The organism is Kluyvera intermedia (assembly GCF_034424175.1).
GTDB lineage: Bacteria > Pseudomonadota > Gammaproteobacteria > Enterobacterales > Enterobacteriaceae > Kluyvera > Kluyvera intermedia.
Genome location: NZ_CP139986.1, coordinates 449,496 through 465,062, shown reverse-complemented (window position 1 = coordinate 465,062; position 15,567 = coordinate 449,496). Strand labels below are relative to the sequence as shown.

Below are 15,567 nucleotides of genomic sequence, written 5' to 3'. Positions count from 1 at the left end.
CGAGTCGGAGAATGGAAGACAAGGTCAGTCCGCCTGGATGGCGGACTGAGGCGAAGCGAGACAGGGACGTCGAGTTTCGCCGTGCCGCAGGCTGGAGTTCGGAGGCGAGCGCAGTGCGAAGCACCGATTTCCTTGCGGGGCCGCGGGGATTGTTAAGGGGGGCGCGGCCGCCCCCCTTAACCCGTTCACAGGTGATGAAGCGACATGTTCTGCCCAACTTCGGGTGGACGGAACCCCACTCCACCCCAACAAAAAACCCCCTCCCACCCCTGCCGATTTTTCACACTTTTCGCTCAAAAAACACCCACCCCATAAAGTTGAGTATTTTCCGCAACTTACAAAACCACTTAAAAATCATCACACTACTCATTAAGTGGTAGGTAAAGGCTGAATTGATTTGAATCAATAATCCCAATAGCTGAATCGTTAAGGTAGGCAGTATTAGAATAGAAATCGAGGCAAAAATGAGCAAAGTCAGACTCGCAATTATCGGTAATGGCATGGTCGGCCACCGTTTCATCGAGGACATTCTCGATAAAACCGACGCAAGCCAGCTTGATATTACCGTCTTCTGTGAAGAACCCCGCATCGCCTACGACCGCGTCCACCTTTCTTCTTACTTCTCTCACCACACGGCAGAAGAACTGTCGCTGGTCCGTGAAGGTTTCTACGAGAAGCACGGTGTCAAAGTTCTGGTCGGCGAACGCGCTATCACCATCAACCGTAAAGAAAAGGTGATCCACTCCAGCGCTGGCCGTACCGTCTTTTATGACAAACTGATCATGGCGACCGGATCTTACCCGTGGATCCCACCGATCAAAGGGTCTGAAACTCAAGATTGCTTCGTTTACCGTACCATTGAAGATCTGAACGCCATTGAATCCTGCGCCCGCCGTAGCAAACGCGGTGCGGTAGTCGGCGGTGGTCTGCTCGGCCTCGAAGCCGCAGGCGCGCTGAAAAACCTCGGCGTCGAAACGCACGTTATCGAATTTGCCCCAATGCTGATGGCTGAACAGCTCGATCAGATGGGCGGCGAACAGCTCAAACGCAAAATCGAAAGCATGGGTGTGAAAGTTCACACCAATAAGAACACCAAAGAGATCGTGCAGGAAGGCGAAGAAGCGCGTAAAACCATGCGTTTCGCCGACGGCAGCCAGCTGGAAGTCGATTTTATCGTCTTCTCCACCGGTATTCGCCCACGCGACAAACTGGCCACCCAATGTGGTCTGGAAGTCGGTCAGCGCGGCGGCATCATGATCAACGACAGCTGCCAGACCTCTGACCCGGATATCTACGCTATCGGCGAATGCGCCAGCTGGAAAAACCGCGTTTACGGCCTGGTCGCACCAGGCTATAAAATGGCGCAGGTTGCCGTTGACCATATCCTCGGTAACGAAAACAGCTTCCAGGGTGCGGACATGAGCGCCAAGCTGAAACTGCTGGGCGTAGACGTCGGTGGTATTGGCGATGCACACGGCCGTACGCCGGGCGCACGCAGCTACGTTTACCTCGACGAAAACAAAGAGGTCTACAAACGTCTTATCGTCAGCCCGGACAATAAAACGCTGCTTGGCGCGGTACTGGTGGGTGACACCAGCGACTTCGGCAACCTACTGCAATTGGCGCTGAACACCATTGAATTGCCGGAAAACCCAGACGCGCTGATCCTGCCTGCCCATGCGAGCGGCGGTAAGCCCTCTATCGGCGTCGATAAACTGCCGGACAGCGCACAGATTTGTTCGTGCTTTGACGTCACCAAAGGCGCACTGATCGCCGCTATCAACAAAGGTTGCCACACCGTCGCCGCGCTGAAAGCAGAAACCAAAGCCGGTACCGGCTGCGGCGGCTGTATCCCGCTGGTCACTCAGGTGCTCAATGCCGAATTGGCGAAACAAGGCATCGAAGTCAACCACAGCCTGTGTGAACACTTTGCGTTTACCCGTCAGGAGCTCTACCACCTGATCCGCGTAGAAGGCATCAAAACCTTCGACGAACTGCTGGCAAAATACGGTAAAGGCTACGGCTGTGAAGTGTGTAAACCGACCGTCGGTTCCCTGCTGGCCTCTTGCTGGAACGAGTTCATCCTCAAGCCGCAGCACACACCGCTGCAGGATACCAACGATAACTTCCTGGCTAACATCCAGAAAGACGGGACTTATTCCGTCATCCCGCGCTCTGCGGGTGGTGAAATCACCCCGGAAGGCCTGGTTGCCGTCGGCCGTATCGCCAGCGAATTTAATCTGTACACCAAAATCACCGGTTCTCAGCGTATCGGCCTGTTCGGTGCACAAAAAGATGACCTGCCAGAAATCTGGCGTCAGCTGATTGAAGCGGGCTTCGAAACCGGTCATGCCTACGCTAAAGCGCTGCGTATGGCAAAAACCTGCGTAGGCAGCACGTGGTGCCGTTATGGCGTCGGCGACAGCGTAGGCTTCGGCGTTGAGCTGGAAAACCGCTACAAGGGCATTCGTACGCCGCATAAGATGAAGTTTGGCGTCTCTGGCTGTACTCGCGAATGTGCGGAAGCTCAGGGTAAAGACGTGGGCATCATCGCCACCGAGAAAGGCTGGAACCTGTACGTCTGCGGCAACGGCGGCATGAAACCGCGCCACGCGGATCTGCTGGCGGCTGACCTCGACCGCGATACGCTTATCAAGTACCTCGACCGCTTCATGATGTTCTACATCCGTACCGCCGATAAACTGACGCGTACCGCGCCGTGGCTGGATAACCTGGAAGGCGGGATCGACTATCTGCGTTCAGTGATCATCGACGACAAGCTGGGCCTGAATCAGCATCTGGAAGAAGAGATCGCCCGTCTGCGTGAAGCCTTTGCCTGTGAATGGACTGAAACCGTTAACGATCCCGCAGCGCAGGTTCGTTTCAAACACTTTATCAACAGCGAACAGCGTGACCCGAATGTCCAGGTGGTCTCCGAGCGTGCTCAGCATCGTCCGGCGACACCGTATGAACGCATTCCGGTTACTCTGGTGGAGGAAAACGCATGAGCCAGTGGATAAATATCTGCAAGATTGACGCCATCCTGCCTGCAACAGGTGTCTGCGCACTGCTGGGCGACAAACAGGTTGCCCTCTTCCGCCCATACGCCGACAACCAGGTGTTCGCCATCAGCAACATCGACCCGTTCTTCGAGTCGAGCGTACTGTCTCGTGGCCTGATTGCTGAACACCAGGGCGAACTATGGGTTGCCAGTCCGTTGAAAAAACAGCGTTTCCGTTTGAGTGACGGCCTGTGCATGGAAGACGAAAGCCATTCCGTCGCCCATTATGATGTTCGCGTTAAAGATGGCCAGGTGCAGTTAAAAGCCTGATCATTTTTGCTATATACACAAAATCATTCAAGTTGCATCAAGGCGGCAAGGGAGCTAATCCCCGGAGCGTACATAAGTACGTGACTGGGGTGAGCGAGCGCAGCCAACGCCGAGGCAGCTTGAAAGATGAAGTGTATATAAGTAATAGCTAAAACTTATGACCTTAAAGGGGTAACAGCAGGAAAATTCGTATATTCCATACGATGACTGCTGTTATCCTTACCCGCATTATTCACCCCCCCGAATTTCTCTATTCCGTGAGGTTGCCCCTTGGATCACTTACCCATTTTTTGCCAACTGCGCGATCGTGATTGTTTGCTGGTCGGCGGCGGTGATGTCGCCGAGCGTAAAGCACGCCTGCTGCTGGATGCAGGGGCACGTCTGACGGTAAACGCACGGGAATACGTTCCACAGTTCCACGTTTGGGCAGAAGCGGGAATGCTGACGCTGGTAGAAGGTGATTTTCAACCTGCGCTGCTCGAACCATGCTGGCTGGCGATTGCCGCCACCGACGATGATGCGGTAAATCAACAGGTGAGCGATGAAGCTGAAGCACGGCGGATTTTCTGCAACGTAGTGGATGCACCGAAGGCGGCCAGCTTCATTATGCCATCGATTATCGACCGCTCGCCGCTAATGGTCGCCGTCTCTTCCGGCGGTACCTCGCCGGTGCTGGCGCGTCTGCTGCGTGAAAAGCTGGAATCCGTTCTGCCGCAGCATCTTGGGCAAGTTGCCCTTTACGCTGGGCAATTACGCGCACGCGTGAAGCAACAGTTTGCCACCATGGGTGAGCGTCGTCGCTTCTGGGAGAAGCTGTTTATCAACGACCGTCTGGCACAATCACTGGCGAATCAGGATAAGCAGGCTATTACACAAGCGACCGAGCAGCTACTGAATACACCGCTGGATCATCGCGGTGAAGTGGTGCTGGTAGGCGCAGGTCCTGGCGATGCTGGGCTGCTGACGCTAAAAGGCTTACAGCAAATCCAACAAGCGGACGTGGTGGTCTACGACCGGCTGGTGTCAGACGACATTATGAATCTGGTACGCCGCGATGCCGATCGCATCTTCGTCGGTAAACGTGCGGGTTACCATTGTGTGCCGCAGGATGAAATTAACCAGATCCTGCTAAATGAAGCGCAGAAAGGTAAACGCGTTGTCCGTCTGAAGGGGGGCGACCCATTCATCTTTGGCCGTGGCGGTGAAGAACTTGAAACGCTGTGCGAAGCCGGTATCCCATTCTCGGTGGTGCCCGGTATCACCGCGGCTTCTGGTTGCTCGGCTTACTCCGGTATTCCGCTGACCCATCGCGATTATGCCCAAAGTGTACGCCTGGTTACCGGGCACCTGAAAACCGGTGGCGAGCTAGATTGGGAAAATCTGGCGGCTGAAAAACAGACGCTGGTGTTTTATATGGGACTGAATCAGGCTGCCACTACCCAGCAGAAGCTGATTGAGCACGGTATGCAGGCCAATATGCCGGTGGCTATCGTAGAGAACGGTACAGCAATTACCCAGCGCGTCGTGGATGGTGAACTGTCACAGCTGGGCGAACTGGCACAGCAGATGGCAAGCCCGGCGCTGATTATCGTTGGTCGCGTGGTAGGGCTACGTAATAAGCTAAACTGGTTCTCCAATCATTAATCTGAATCCAGACTTTATATCCGTGCTATACCTTTGCGTATAGCACACTTCCCTGTTGTTTTACCTTATATATTCCCAATTATTATAATTACTTAATTCAATCTTTAATTAATCAAACAACTAACTTAATTGACACAGCACTTGATTTTGAGCTTATATATTTCAGCTTAATTCAATCATGTTTTTAAAGCATACGGAATTATGCATAAATAAAATTATTTAATTAAAAGGGATTATAAATGAAGAACATGCTCAAAGCTGCGGCTGTGGTGCTGGCACTGTCTACTCTGACGGCTTGTACTGGTACTATTCAGAACAAAAATAAAACCTGTTCTTATGATTATCTGCTGCACCCCGCTATTTCTATTTCCAAAATTATTGGCGGCTGTGGCGACGTAGCATCCGTCAACTAATCGAATATATATTTGTGTCGATAATAAAAAACCGGGAATATCCCGGTTTTCTTATGAATAAAGCCAATTACGGTTTAGCGACAAAACCAATAGCTTCATATACCGCTTTCAGCGTTTGCGATGCATGGGCGCTGGATTTCTCGGCCCCGTCTTTCATGATCTTCTGCAGGAATGCTTCATCGTTACGGTAGCGGTTATAACGCTCCTGTAACTCAGTCAGCATACCAGACACCGCATCCGCAACTTCCCCTTTCAGGTGGCCGTACATCTTGCCTTCGAAGTGTTGTTCCAGCTCAGGGATACTCTGCCCAGTGACACCCGAAAGAATATCCAGCAGGTTAGACACACCCGCTTTCTCTTTCAGGTCATAGCGCACAACAGGCGGCTCTTCGGAATCGGTCACCGCACGTTTGATCTTCTTCACGACCGATTTCGGGTCTTCAAGCAGGCCAATCACGTTATTACGGTTGTCGTCCGACTTGGACATCTTCTTGGTCGGCTCCAGCAGGGACATCACGCGAGCACCAGACTTAGGAATAAACGGCTCAGGAACCTTAAACACATCACCGTAAATCGCATTGAAGCGCTGGGCGATGTCACGGCTCAACTCCAGATGCTGTTTCTGGTCTTCGCCTACCGGAACTTGATTGGTCTGGTACAGCAGAATATCTGCCGCCATCAGTACCGGGTAATCAAACAGACCGGCGTTAATGTTTTCTGCATAACGAGCTGACTTATCTTTGAACTGAGTCATACGGCTCAGTTCACCGAAATAGGTGTAGCAGTTCAGCGCCCAGCCGAGCTGTGCATGCTCAGGTACGTGGGATTGAACGAAGATGGTGCTTTTTTCTGGGTCAATGCCACAAGCAAGGTACAGGGCTAGCGTATCCAGCGTCGCTTTACGCAGCGCCTGTGGGTCCTGGCGAACGGTGATCGCGTGCTGGTCTACGATGCAGTAGATACAGTGGTAATCATCCTGCATGTTAACCCACTGACGCAATGCACCCATGTAGTTACCGATGGTCAGTTCACCTGACGGCTGCGCGCCGCTAAAGACGATGGGCTTAGTCATTGTTTGATTCCTGATGTTCACTATTCGCAAGCCCAAGAGCGGGCAAAAGTTGATTAAAGTGGTCGAAGACAACGTCCGGTTCGCTTTTTGCAATCGCTTCGCCGTAGTTATAGCCGTAGGTCAGACCAACGGAAGTACAGCCCGCCGCTTTGGCTGCCTGAATATCGTTACGTGAATCGCCGACAAACAGCAGTGCTTCTGGGGTCAACGCCAGTTTCTCGACCACTTTCAGCAGTGGCTCCGGGTGCGGCTTTTTGTTCTGCACATCGTCACCGCCGATGACGACAGAGAAATAGCGGGCAATGCCCAGCGATTCCAGAATAGGGGCAACGAATGGCGTCGGCTTGTTGGTCACCAGCGCCAGCGGTAATCCACTGTCATGCAGCGCAGCCAGCGTCTGTTCAACGTGCGGGAACAGGAAGCTGCCTTCTTCGGCGAAGTCGGCATAATAACGGTCAAACAGGCTGCGCAGCACACGTAGCTGCTCTTCCTGTGGGATATCGTCACTATCGACGGAGGGTTTCCCCTGTGAAGCGCGCAGCGTCGCGCGTTCCTGACGGGCCCAATTCAGCGCCCGCTCCATTAATACGTCAGCGCCATTGCCGATCCAGGTAATGACACGCTCTTCGCCAGCAACCGGAAGTTCGAGTGCATACAGGGCGTTATCCACCGCCGCTGTAAGCCCTGGCGCGCTGTCTACCAGCGTGCCATCGAGATCAAACGCGACGCCGCGAATGGTTTGTAATTTATCCATGACTTACCTTTGCCAGTTCACTGCGCATTTCATCAATGACTTTTTTGTAGTCTGGTTGGTCGAAAATCGCCGAACCGGCGACAAACATATCCGCCCCGGCTGCCGCAATTTCACTAATATTGTTTACCTTCACACCGCCATCCACCTCAAGGCGAATGTCATAGCCGGATTCATCAATGCGGCGACGGACTTCACGCAGTTTTTCCAGGGTGTGAGGGATAAAGGATTGTCCACCAAAGCCAGGGTTTACCGACATCAGCAGGATAACGTCAAGCTTATCCATCACATAGTCGAGATAGCTAAGCGACGTGGCCGGGTTAAACACCAGACCAGCCTTACAGCCATTTTCTTTAATCAGCTGTAAGGTACGGTCGACATGCTCGGAGGCTTCAGGGTGGAAAGTGATAATGCTAGCACCTGCGGCAGCAAAATCCGGGACCAGACGGTCAACGGGCTTCACCATCAGATGCACGTCAATAGGTGCGGTGATGCCGTAATTACGCAGCGATTTTAACACCATCGGTCCGATGGTCAGGTTCGGCACGTAATGGTTATCCATAACATCGAAATGAACCACATCCGCCCCGGCGGCTAGCGCACGGGCAGTGTCTTCCCCCAGACGGGCAAAGTCAGCCGACAAAATTGAAGGGGCAATAAGGTACTGTTTCATCCGCATCTCCTCAAAGCCTATCCCATTAGGCTATTAACGTTATTTTTTCCCTGGTGGCCGATACAGCGCCAACAGCTCTTCCACCTTTTTACGCGTGCCGCCATTGCGGCTAATGCTGCGTCGAACTTTTACGGTATACGTTTCTGCCGCGTTTTTATACCAATCTAACGTCATCGGGGTGCGATGATTAGAAATGAGTACCGGAATACGCTGGGACACCAGCTCTTCTGCCTTTTGAGCCAGAAAAGCCTGCTGTTCAAGGCTGAAGCTGTTGGTATGGTATGCGGTGAAGTTCGCCGTCGCCGTTAAGGGTGCATATGGCGGATCGCAATACACGACCGAACGCGCATCGGCACGCGTCATACACGCTTCATACGATTCACAATAAAATTCAGCATACTGTGCCTTCACGGCAAAGTGACGCAGCTCAGCTTCCGGGAAGTAAGGTTTCTTATAACGCCCAAACGGGACGTTAAACTCACCGCGCAGGTTATAGCGACACAGGCCGTTATAGCCGTGGCGATTAAGGTATAAAAACAACACGGCGCGACGGAACAGGTCACTACTGCGGTTAAACTCTTCACGCAGCAGGTAGTAGCATTCGGCGTTGTTTGTTTCAGGCACAAACATCACCCGCGCCTGCTCGATATACTCATCGGCGCGCGTTTTGACTATTTTATAGAGTTCAATGAGGTCGCTGTTGATATCAGCGAGGATATAACGCGAAAAATCGGTATTCAGGAATACCGATCCAGCACCAACGAAAGGTTCAACCAGACAATCGCCATCAGGCAGATGATGTCTTATATCGTCGAGCAGAGGGTACTTTCCCCCCGCCCATTTAAGAAAAGCGCGATTTTTTTTCATGCGGCCTGACTAATTACACTGTCTCCGGCTGTGGAAAAAGCTCCGACAGCATACTGCGCTTCTACGTCCACTTCGCGCGGCCTCAAGGCTGCGCGAAGGGACGGTTTCTGTCAAGAAACGGCGATTATTTCAGGTCGGTCTGAACCTGACGCAGCGGTTTCGCCCACGGGTTCTTCGCCTGGACGTCAGCTGGCAGCGTGGTCACGGCACGTTTCGCATCATCTTTTGAGGCGTAAATACCGCTTACCAGCACATACCATGGCTGACCGTTACGGGACGTCTCATACACCACGTAGTTTTTCAGATTCTCTTTCTTCGCCCAACCGCTGAGGTTGTCGTAGTTTGAAGAGGAGCTGAGCTGCAGGGTGTAATGCGAACCCGATGCGGATTTCAGTGAATTGACATCGCCCGCAGACTTACCGGTCGCAGCCGTTGCAGGAGCTGGCGTCGCTTTAGCAGTTGCAGCTGGTGCCGTAGTTGCAGCCGTGGCGGCAGGTGCAGCCGTGGCGGCAGGTGCAGCCGTCGTTGCAGCCGGTTTAGCAGATTGCGTTGCAGGTGCTTTAGCTGGAGTCGTGGCCGCCGCAGTTTCAGTTTGCTTAGGCGCCGCCGTCACAGGTTTGCTTTGGGCAACAGGTTTGCTCTGCGCGGCTGGGGTTTTCACCGTTGCTGTAGGCTGTGGCTTAGATTCAATCACCGTATTCTTACGCTCAGGACGCGTTGTTGCCGTAGTCTGGCGAGGTGTTTCCGCTGCATTCGTAGCCGGACGCGCGCCATTACGGATTGGTGCAACAGTCGCAGGCTCGGTCGGCAGTGTTGAATTGACCACCGCGTTGTCGATCTGATCTTGCTGTTGAGTCAGCGCATTATTCAGGTCACCCTGCACTTCGACGCGCTGCTGGCCGTCTGGTGCTGCCGTTTCCTGGCCCTGAGTCGGCGTGGAGGAAATTGGAGGTAAAGAAACATCCTGCTGCGTGCTCGTTCCCGGCGCAGGAGCTGCCGCATTAGCCTGATCGGCAGCATCACCAGAAAGAGAGATGCTCTTTTCGGCTGATGTACTTTGATCGTTTGACGATGACGGCGCTTTTAATGCCGAGCCAATGCCGACAATCAGCACCAGCAATACCACAATCCCCAGCCCCATCATGATGTACTGACGAGAGGCAGGTTTACGCGGCGCAGCATTTTTACGTTGACGTGGGCGACGCTCTACGACTTCGTCATCAGCCTCACCATCATCATCGGATTCATAATATTCGTCCTCTGGCTCATCTTCTTCACGCGCTTTTCGGCTACGAGAAGGGCGACGCTCGTCAGCATCGAGTTCCACATCATCAAAATTGATCTGTGGCTCGCTGTCACGATCGGAAGCCTGACGAGAACGACCAGTACGACGATCGCTGGGATCGGGTTTCAGCTCGTCTTCTGGTTTAAATTCATCCATTTAACACCCCACTAAAAGGCTTATGCTACGACTTTTGCACATCGCCTGAAGTTAAAACACCGCGCAAATGCGGCTAGACCTTTCTTATAGTTGCGCCCGCTGAGTATCAGCAATAGCACCAAGAACCACATCGTGAGAGACGCCACCGCGTACCTCACTTTTCCCGATGGCTAGCGGCAGTACTAACCGCATTTCGCCCGCCAGGACTTTTTTATCTCGCATCATGTGCGGCAGATACGCTTCTGCAGACATTTCTTGTGGACCGGTAACCGGCAGCCCTGCACGCTTGAGCAGGGTGATAATCCGCTGCGTATCCTGAGAAGCAAACTGCCCCAGGCGTTCGGAGGCATGCGCTGCCATCACCATGCCCGCAGCAACCGCTTCACCGTGTAGCCAGTTACCGTAGCCCATCTCGGCTTCGATCGCATGACCGAACGTATGCCCAAGATTGAGTAAAGCACGTAACCCGGTTTCGCGCTCGTCTGCCGCGACAACATCGGCTTTTAGCTCACAACAACGGCGGATACAGTACGCCATTGCTTTTTCATCCAGCGCCATTAGCGCATCGATGTTGTTCTCTAACCAGTCGAAGAACGGCGCATCGAGAATGATGCCGTATTTAATTACTTCGGCAAGGCCAGAGGAGAGCTCTCGTTTTGGCAATGTCTTCAGGCAATTAAGGTCAACCACCACGGAGGCAGGCTGCCAGAATGCGCCGATCATGTTTTTACCGAGAGGATGGTTGACCGCGGTTTTGCCGCCAACCGAAGAATCCACCTGAGACAGCAAGGTGGTAGGAACCTGGATAAAACGCACGCCGCGCTGATAGCTTGCCGCAGCAAAACCGGTTAAGTCGCCAATCACACCGCCACCCAATGCAACGAGGGTGGTGTCACGACCGTGTGGTTTTTGCAAAAGCGCGCTAAAGACGGTGTCCATTACCGACAGGCTTTTATACTGTTCGCCGTCCGGCAGAATGACGCTATCAACTTTCACGCCAATCTGCTCCAGCATGGAGCGAACCTGGTCCAGGTAGAGTGGTGCCAGCGTTTCGTTGGTGACCAGCATAACCTGATCGCCAGACTTTAGCGGTAAGAAGTAAGCTGGATCGTTAAACAAACCAGCCGCGATGGTTATCGGGTAACTACGTTCCCCGAGGGTGACAGTAAGTCTCTCCATAACGCGACGTCCACCTTAGTAACTTATATTCGCTGGCGTTCTACCATTCGGGCCAGTATTAGTTGCTTTCCAGCATATGAATAATCTGGTTGGCGACAACTTTTGCACTCTGATCGTCTGTGCGGATGGTGACGTCAGCAATCTCTTCATAAAGAGGATTACGTTCATCAGCCAGCGCTTCAAGCACTTCACGAGGCGGCGTTTCAACCTGCAGCAGCGGGCGCTTTTTATCGCGCTGAGTACGTGCCAGCTGTTTTTCGATGGTCGTTTCCAGATACACAACGACGCCACGAGCGGAGAGACGATTGCGCGTTTCACGTGATTTTACTGAGCCACCGCCTGTCGCCAGAACGATACCCTGCTTTTCCGTTAACTCATTGATGATTTTTTCTTCACGGTCACGGAAACCTTCTTCGCCTTCGACATCGAAGACCCAGCCCACGTCAGCGCCTGTTCGTTTCTCAATCTCGTGATCAGAATCGTAAAATTCCATATTGAGCTGTTGAGCTAGCTGGCGCCCAATGGTGCTTTTGCCGGCACCCATGGGCCCAACCAGAAAGATATTGCGTTTCTCTGCCATTTTTTTGGTACTACTAAGACTATTCGTTAATGATAAATCCGCGCCGCATAACTTCGCACGCCGCAGGACATGAACTGAAACCTCTTATGCAATAGAGCGAGAGTCAGACTGAAAATTATCTCAATACTCCGGCTGGTTTGGCAACAGATTAAATCAGCAGACTGCTGGAGAAGGAGTAGAGCCCGTTGACTCTCAAATCGGTACTCCTTGTATGCTAAATCTGACGCCACGTCAAACCCGGGGCGTATCTTACCCCCCAAATTATCCCGTTTACCTACCGCTATTGTGCAGAAATAATACGTGGTGTGATAAATACCACCAGCTCACGACGTTCATTATCCTTCCCATCTCGACGGAAAAGATGCCCTAACAGGGGAATGTCGCCAAGTAAGGGAACGCTGTCGCTGGCATTTTTATTTTTCTGCGAAAAGATCCCTCCTAATGCCAGCGTTTCACCGCTACGAACCTCAACCTGGGTTTCGATTTCCTGTTTATCAATCGCCAGAACCTCCCCATCCGCCTGCTGGAGGACCTGCCCCGGCATATTTTCGCTGATATGCAGCTTCAGCCGAATGCGATTGCTTTGCAGAACCGTCGGCGTCACCTCCATACCCAGCACCGCCTCTTTAAACTCTACCGAGGTCGCGCCACTTTCGCCGCTGGAAACCTGATACGGGATCTCGCTGCCCTGCTTAATGCTAGCAGGCTGTAGGTGTGACGCCAGAAGTCGAGGGCTAGCGATGATATCAACCTTCTGTTTTTGCTCCAGCGCCGACAGTTCCAGCTCCAGTAAACGGCCGTTGATGCGCCCAATATTAAAACCGGTACGCGTGGCGGCATCGGCTACCGCCAGATTGCTGCTAAGCGTGGTGAATTTGCCAGAACCTGGCGTTCCGCTCGCGTCAGCGAGATTCCATTTCACACCGAGTTCCCGCAGACTCGTCTCATTAATAGTGACAATATGCGCCGCTATTTCAACCTGACCGACCGGGAGATCCATCTCCTTCGCCCATGTGGCAAACTCAGGAAGATGGTCGTCGTCATCGCGCACAATCAACCGGTTGGTGCGTTTATCCACGGTCAGTGTGCCCCGCTTGCTCAGCAGTTTCTCACCGGCCTTTGCCAGTTCACTGGCATCCGCATGATGCAACACAATGCTGCGATTACTCAGCGCTCTTGTCTGCTGGCGCTGCTCTTTTTCCGCCTGTGCTTGCGCCTGTTTTTCTGCACGCCAGCGCGGCGAATGGACATACATCACGCCATTCTCATGGCTAAGTAGCAACCCGCTACTGTTGATCACCGTTTGCACCGCCTGCTTCCACGGCAGATTGCGCAGTTGAAGCGAAACAACACCCTGTACATCGGGAGCGATCACCAGATTTTTCTGTTCAAGGTCGGCCAGACTTTGTAGCACCTGCGCTACCGGCACGTCGTCCACCACCAGCGTGATGTTTTTCGCCAGGCAGAACTTCGGCCATCCCAGCAGCATCAGCATCAGCAGGCTTATCCTTTTTATCATGGTTTGTTCCTTCTCTTTTCCATTGCCAACGGTCTGGCTCGCATCCCTGGCCGGTCTCAACGCTCAAACTCTCCGGCGTTATCCCGCTCACCTGCCAATCTGAATGAATAGTTTGTCCTGGCTCGATGCGCTGCCATTTCCCCTCAGGACTTTGCACCATCGCAATAAGCCGATCTGCCGATTGTGCGACTCCCCGGTAGTGCCACAGCGGAAGCTGCGCGGTTTGACACAGGTCAGCAACCGGTGCGAAGGGGTCGCGCATCCCGCAAAGCAGCGGAGTGATAAAGACGAAGAGCATTGCGGAGTTAATGTTCATCATCGGATACCAACTGGAGCGTTAAACGCAGCACACCGTTTTCAGCGGTAAGGGTAAAGTTCACCACCCGCATATCGCGCTCAGCCAACATCGCAAAAGTGGACGGCACTTGCTGCCAGGCGGTCTCCAGCACCATTTCCCCGCCTTTCCCAGATGGCAACCAACCTTTTAATCGGGCACCGGCTCGCTGGAATGAAACTGGGGAAAAGGGAATAGCTTTGACCGATGGCTGCAATGACACATCCGTCGAGGCCGGTAGCGATAGCAACCGCTGCCAGCTCGACATCATGCCCGTGTGCTGTATTTGCCTTATTTCACGGCTTTTTTGCGCGCTGAGAAACGCCGGGTATCCCGCCTGAAAACAGACATAAATGCCGATACTCATCGCCAGTAGTGCAGAGACTCTCACACGTGCTGTTAGTGATAATTGCCGCCAGCCGTCAGGGAGTTTCATACCCGACATCCTCCCTTAGCTGATACTCAAACAGCCAAAGCCCCTCGCTGTCCCGCTGGATTTTTTCAGCCTGTCCGGGCAAAAAATCCGCCACGGACGCGAAGCCCTCATCCAGGATAGAAAACGCAGAAAACTGCGTAAGCGTTCCGGTGAGTGAGAGCACGCCATCGCGGTAGCTCAACGCCGTTAGCCACGCTGGCGCAGGCAGTTTTTCCGCCAATTGCGTTAATCGTGAAGACCAGGCCTGCGTTTTCTGTCTGCCCGCCTGACGCTGGCGCAGTTGCGCGTGTTGCAGTCTCTGAGCGTTACGCTGCTGCACCCGCTCGACAAGCTGCTGGCTCATGTATTGTGCCATTCGGGCATGTATCTCATGAACACGTTGCTCATCTTGCCAATGCCCCCAGGCCGCCCATACCACCACACCGCACACCAGCCAGACTGCGCATACACACAATCCCCAATATCGAAGTTGCCGAAGGAGCCGCGTTCGCCGCCAGGGAAGAAAATTCACAGAATCATTCATGACCATGACGCCACCATAGCCAGCGCAATCGCGACAGCGAATTCAGCGTCATTCACCGGCAGCGGCGGCTGCTTTTGGGTGATGGCGGACCACGGGTCAAAACGGGTGCCTATATTAGCCTCAGTGGTACAGCACACCAGCTGATGCGGTTCGACGCCCAGTTTCTCACCCAGCCGCGAAAGCGAAGGGGCTTCATCACGCGTTATGTGTCCCCACGCTTCCCGGCTAGCCCACAGCCACTGATTGCGTTCGGGGACGGTCAGAACAGCATCGTTCACCGTCAAAAAAGGCAGCAAAGTCTGCAACGCACAGGCATCCGGCGTGATAGCGACAATCTGCAGTTGCAGCCGATGCGCGAGCCTCTGGAGACGGGAAACCTCATGCTGTTGAGCCGCCGTGACGTTCCACATCTGTTGCGGTTCGGCCAGATGGTAGTCAAAGCAAAGCGTGTTAGCGGTCATCTCCAGTTGCTGCGACATCGCGCTGGCAACCCACTGCTTTTGTTCGCTTTCTCTCAACGTCATCGCCGCACGCGGCAGCCTTTTTTGTAAGGTTCTGTTGGCGGGAAAAGCGATGCTGACCGTGTGCTGTCTGGGTAACTGCCGTCGCCACGGCATGAGCGCGGCTATCAGTGCCTCATCGGCCTTCTCGGTGGGATTTGCCGCCGGCAACGGCAACTGCCACCAGCGCTTTAACGCCCAGCCGCAACGCGCGTGCTGCAGGGCAACGATATAGACGGTATCTTGCTGAAGATGAAGACCTAACTGCCAGCATTTGAAAGCCATTTCACGATTATCCTTACGC

Annotated in this window: 16 protein-coding genes; 4 read left to right on the top strand and 12 right to left on the bottom strand. The window is 53.4% G+C overall.

What is annotated here, in order from left to right; all coding sequences use genetic code 11:
- Positions 1 to 464: 464 nt before the first annotated feature.
- The 4 genes from nirB (at position 465) to U0026_RS02080 (ending at position 5,388) form a co-directional block, all read left to right on the top strand.
- Entirely contained in the window at positions 465 to 3,008 is a 2,544-nt protein-coding gene (gene nirB / locus U0026_RS02095; protein WP_062775687.1) for a nitrite reductase large subunit NirB, read from the top strand.
- Positions 3,005 to 3,331 carry a nitrite reductase small subunit NirD gene (gene nirD / locus U0026_RS02090; protein ID WP_062775686.1) on the top strand — a complete coding sequence of 109 codons (327 nt, stop codon included), beginning with the start codon at positions 3,005 to 3,007 and terminating at the stop codon, positions 3,329 to 3,331. The genes nirB and nirD overlap by 4 nt, the downstream gene beginning before the upstream one ends.
- Before the next feature lie 270 nt (positions 3,332 to 3,601).
- Entirely contained in the window at positions 3,602 to 4,975 is a 1,374-nt protein-coding gene (gene cysG / locus U0026_RS02085) for a siroheme synthase CysG (RefSeq protein ID WP_062775685.1), read from the top strand.
- A 239-nt stretch (positions 4,976 to 5,214) separates the two neighbouring features.
- Positions 5,215 to 5,388, top strand: coding sequence for a DUF4223 family protein (locus U0026_RS02080; protein ID WP_073971134.1), 174 nt, complete (start codon positions 5,215 to 5,217; stop codon positions 5,386 to 5,388).
- Between the two features lie 67 nt (positions 5,389 to 5,455).
- Here the strand turns inward: U0026_RS02080 and trpS are convergent, their stop codons facing one another.
- The 12 genes from trpS to U0026_RS02020 all read right to left on the bottom strand — a co-directional run bounded on the left by trpS (position 5,456) and on the right by U0026_RS02020 (position 15,548).
- Positions 5,456 to 6,460 (bottom strand): tryptophan--tRNA ligase, encoded by a 1,005-nt coding sequence (gene trpS, locus U0026_RS02075; RefSeq protein WP_062775683.1) that lies wholly within the window; start codon positions 6,458 to 6,460, stop codon positions 5,456 to 5,458.
- Positions 6,453 to 7,214, bottom strand: a complete 762-nt coding sequence (gph, locus tag U0026_RS02070) for a phosphoglycolate phosphatase (RefSeq protein ID WP_062775681.1) — start codon at positions 7,212 to 7,214, stop codon at positions 6,453 to 6,455. Before gph ends, trpS begins: the two co-directional genes overlap by 8 nt.
- The gene (gene rpe / locus U0026_RS02065; RefSeq protein ID WP_062775680.1) at positions 7,207 to 7,884 is read right to left on the bottom strand and encodes a ribulose-phosphate 3-epimerase; all 678 of its coding nucleotides are present in this window, start codon (positions 7,882 to 7,884) and stop codon (positions 7,207 to 7,209) included. The genes gph and rpe overlap by 8 nt, the downstream gene beginning before the upstream one ends.
- 39 nt (positions 7,885 to 7,923) lie before the next feature.
- Positions 7,924 to 8,751 (bottom strand): adenine-specific DNA-methyltransferase, encoded by an 828-nt coding sequence (dam, locus tag U0026_RS02060; protein ID WP_062775678.1) that lies wholly within the window; start codon positions 8,749 to 8,751, stop codon positions 7,924 to 7,926.
- Positions 8,752 to 8,875: 124 nt separating this feature from the next.
- Positions 8,876 to 10,192: a cell division protein DamX gene (gene damX, locus U0026_RS02055; RefSeq protein ID WP_062775676.1), complete on the bottom strand. Its 1,317-nt coding sequence runs from the start codon at positions 10,190 to 10,192 to the stop codon at positions 8,876 to 8,878.
- Positions 10,193 to 10,276: 84 nt separating this feature from the next.
- Positions 10,277 to 11,371, bottom strand: coding sequence for a 3-dehydroquinate synthase (aroB, locus tag U0026_RS02050; protein WP_062775675.1), 1,095 nt, complete (start codon positions 11,369 to 11,371; stop codon positions 10,277 to 10,279).
- A gap of 58 nt (positions 11,372 to 11,429) precedes the next feature.
- Positions 11,430 to 11,951, bottom strand: a complete 522-nt coding sequence (gene aroK, locus U0026_RS02045; RefSeq protein WP_062775673.1) for a shikimate kinase AroK — start codon at positions 11,949 to 11,951, stop codon at positions 11,430 to 11,432.
- A gap of 280 nt (positions 11,952 to 12,231) precedes the next feature.
- Positions 12,232 to 13,446, bottom strand: coding sequence for a DNA uptake porin HofQ (hofQ, locus tag U0026_RS02040; RefSeq protein WP_241974040.1), 1,215 nt, complete (start codon positions 13,444 to 13,446; stop codon positions 12,232 to 12,234).
- Positions 13,340 to 13,789: a HofP DNA utilization family protein gene (locus U0026_RS02035; RefSeq protein WP_073971133.1), complete on the bottom strand. Its 450-nt coding sequence runs from the start codon at positions 13,787 to 13,789 to the stop codon at positions 13,340 to 13,342. The genes hofQ and U0026_RS02035 overlap by 107 nt, the downstream gene beginning before the upstream one ends.
- Positions 13,776 to 14,240 carry a HofO family protein gene (locus U0026_RS02030; protein WP_126440960.1) on the bottom strand — a complete coding sequence of 155 codons (465 nt, stop codon included), beginning with the start codon at positions 14,238 to 14,240 and terminating at the stop codon, positions 13,776 to 13,778. The genes U0026_RS02035 and U0026_RS02030 overlap by 14 nt, the downstream gene beginning before the upstream one ends.
- Positions 14,227 to 14,583 (bottom strand): hypothetical protein, encoded by a 357-nt coding sequence (locus tag U0026_RS02025; RefSeq protein ID WP_126440959.1) that lies wholly within the window; start codon positions 14,581 to 14,583, stop codon positions 14,227 to 14,229. Before U0026_RS02025 ends, U0026_RS02030 begins: the two co-directional genes overlap by 14 nt.
- A 176-nt stretch (positions 14,584 to 14,759) precedes the next feature.
- Positions 14,760 to 15,548, bottom strand: coding sequence for a hypothetical protein (locus tag U0026_RS02020; RefSeq protein ID WP_062775667.1), 789 nt, complete (start codon positions 15,546 to 15,548; stop codon positions 14,760 to 14,762).
- Positions 15,549 to 15,567: the final 19 nt, after the last annotated feature.

Coding starts and splice junctions, on each gene's coding strand:
- nirB (WP_062775687.1), top strand. CDS start 465: ATGAGCAAAGTCAGACTCGCAATTATCGGTAATGGCATGGTCGGCCAC.
- nirD (WP_062775686.1), top strand. CDS start 3,005: ATGAGCCAGTGGATAAATATCTGCAAGATTGACGCCATCCTGCCTGCA.
- U0026_RS02080 (WP_073971134.1), top strand. CDS start 5,215: ATGAAGAACATGCTCAAAGCTGCGGCTGTGGTGCTGGCACTGTCTACT.
- trpS (WP_062775683.1), bottom strand. CDS start 6,460: ATGACTAAGCCCATCGTCTTTAGCGGCGCGCAGCCGTCAGGTGAACTG.
- gph (WP_062775681.1), bottom strand. CDS start 7,214: ATGGATAAATTACAAACCATTCGCGGCGTCGCGTTTGATCTCGATGGC.
- rpe (WP_062775680.1), bottom strand. CDS start 7,884: ATGAAACAGTACCTTATTGCCCCTTCAATTTTGTCGGCTGACTTTGCC.
- dam (WP_062775678.1), bottom strand. CDS start 8,751: ATGAAAAAAAATCGCGCTTTTCTTAAATGGGCGGGGGGAAAGTACCCT.
- damX (WP_062775676.1), bottom strand. CDS start 10,192: ATGGATGAATTTAAACCAGAAGACGAGCTGAAACCCGATCCCAGCGAT.
- aroB (WP_062775675.1), bottom strand. CDS start 11,371: ATGGAGAGACTTACTGTCACCCTCGGGGAACGTAGTTACCCGATAACC.
- aroK (WP_062775673.1), bottom strand. CDS start 11,951: ATGGCAGAGAAACGCAATATCTTTCTGGTTGGGCCCATGGGTGCCGGC.
- hofQ (WP_241974040.1), bottom strand. CDS start 13,446: ATGCTGATGCTGCTGGGATGGCCGAAGTTCTGCCTGGCGAAAAACATC.
- U0026_RS02035 (WP_073971133.1), bottom strand. CDS start 13,789: ATGATGAACATTAACTCCGCAATGCTCTTCGTCTTTATCACTCCGCTG.
- U0026_RS02030 (WP_126440960.1), bottom strand. CDS start 14,240: ATGAAACTCCCTGACGGCTGGCGGCAATTATCACTAACAGCACGTGTG.
- U0026_RS02025 (WP_126440959.1), bottom strand. CDS start 14,583: ATGAGCCAGCAGCTTGTCGAGCGGGTGCAGCAGCGTAACGCTCAGAGA.
- U0026_RS02020 (WP_062775667.1), bottom strand. CDS start 15,548: ATGGCTTTCAAATGCTGGCAGTTAGGTCTTCATCTTCAGCAAGATACC.